Source organism: Bartonella sp. OC16QHHD, from assembly GCF_042194035.1.
GTDB lineage: Bacteria > Pseudomonadota > Alphaproteobacteria > Rhizobiales > Rhizobiaceae > Bartonella.
Window position 1 is genome coordinate 1 of sequence record NZ_JBHIMJ010000053.1, and the last position, 1,607, is coordinate 1,607.

At 47.5% G+C, this 1,607-nt stretch carries 1 pseudogene; it reads right to left on the bottom strand.

The features are described from left to right. Positions 1 to 1,607 (bottom strand): annotated as a pseudogene (locus ACFIK1_RS05605) (hypothetical protein); the annotation flags it as partial.

Sequence of the window (1,607 nt, forward strand, 5' to 3'; positions counted from 1 at the left end):
AGTAAATTGTTTACCTCTTCCGCTAGCGCTTTTGCCTGTGAAGCTACTGTATGGGCTGTTGTTGCCGTTGCTAGGGAACTCTTGATCCCTCCAAGCTCTTGTTTCGTCGTATCGGCTGTTTTTTTGGCTTCTTCTGCTGTCCTTTTCGCTCTATCGGCTACTTCCTTGGCTTTTTCGGCTTCGCTCTTGGCTTGATAGGCTTGTGAATCTGCCGACTCGGCTTTTTTCTTGGCTTCTTCTGAGTACATCCGCGCTAAACTTACGGGGGCTTTAAAATTCTCAACCACTTGGTTGATATCGATAACCCTACTCCTCGCAGACGAGGCTATTTTCTCTGCATTTTCTGCCTGATTGCGCGCTTGCGTCGCATCATGTCTTGCATAACCAGCAGACTCCTTGGCTTCCTTGGCTATTTTTTGTGCCTCTTCCGCTTCTTCTTCTAAAGACGCGGCTTTCTTACCCGCTGTTTCGGCTGCCCTCTGCGCCTCTCCTGCTATATATTTTGCATTACTCGCTATTTCCTTGGCTTTTTCTACTTCATTCTTGGCTTCATACGCTCGTGAATTGGCTGCTTCTGCTATTTTCTTGGCTTCCTCGCCTGCCGTTTCTGCTAAACTTGCTATAGTCTTAGCGTTATCTGCCACTTCCTTCGCGTTGTTAGCTGTACTACTAGCATTATAAGCTATATTTTTCGCAGATTCTGCCTCACTACGAGCTTGCCTCGCATCATTTTCGGCATAAACAGCTTTCTGTTTGGCTTCCTTCGCTGTTTTTTCTGTCTCTTCTAGCTTGTCTTCTAAAGATGATGCTAAAGACGCTGCCTTTTTACCCGCCGCTTCTGCCGCTTTCTGTGCTTGTTCTGCTGTATATTTTGCACTATTAGCTATTTCCTTGGCTTTTTCGGCTTCGCCCTTAGCTTGATAGGATTGTGAATCTGCTAATTCCGCTTTTTTCTTGGCTTCGTCTGCATATGTCCGTGCTAAACTTGCTATAGTCTTAGCGTTATCGGCTACTTCCTTCGCGTTGTTAGCTGTACTCCACCCTTGATGAGCTGTGTTGCCTGAATTTTCCGCTATCTTCTTGGCTTCATCTGCGTACGTACGCGCTAAACTTGCTATAGTCTTAGCGTCACCTGCTACTTCCTGAGCTTTATTGGCATTACTCCATCCTTCATGAGCTGTACTTTTTGCCTTTTCTACCTCACTGCGCGCTTGTGCCGCCTCATGGTTAGCATAACCAGCTGTCTGTTTGGCTTCTTTCGCTATCTTTTCAGCTTCACCCGCTACTGTCTCTACCTGTGATGCCTTCTTTTGTGCACCATCAGCTACCTTCTTTGCCTCGTCCGCTGTCGACTTCGCACTATTGGCTAATTGTTTTAGACCATCCAAAGCACCTTTCGTTTCTTCTGCTACCTTCTCTACTGCTTCCGCTTTACGCTTCGCCTCTTGTGCTATGCCCTTCACCGCTTCTGCATTCACCTGCCCTGCCGTCTCTCCTGAACGCGCCGCAGACTCTGCTACCGCTTTCGCTTCCAAAGCTATTCTAGAGGCTTCTGTTGTGCTCTGTTGGGCTTGCTCCGCTTTCGCTATTGCACTATCTGCTGCACT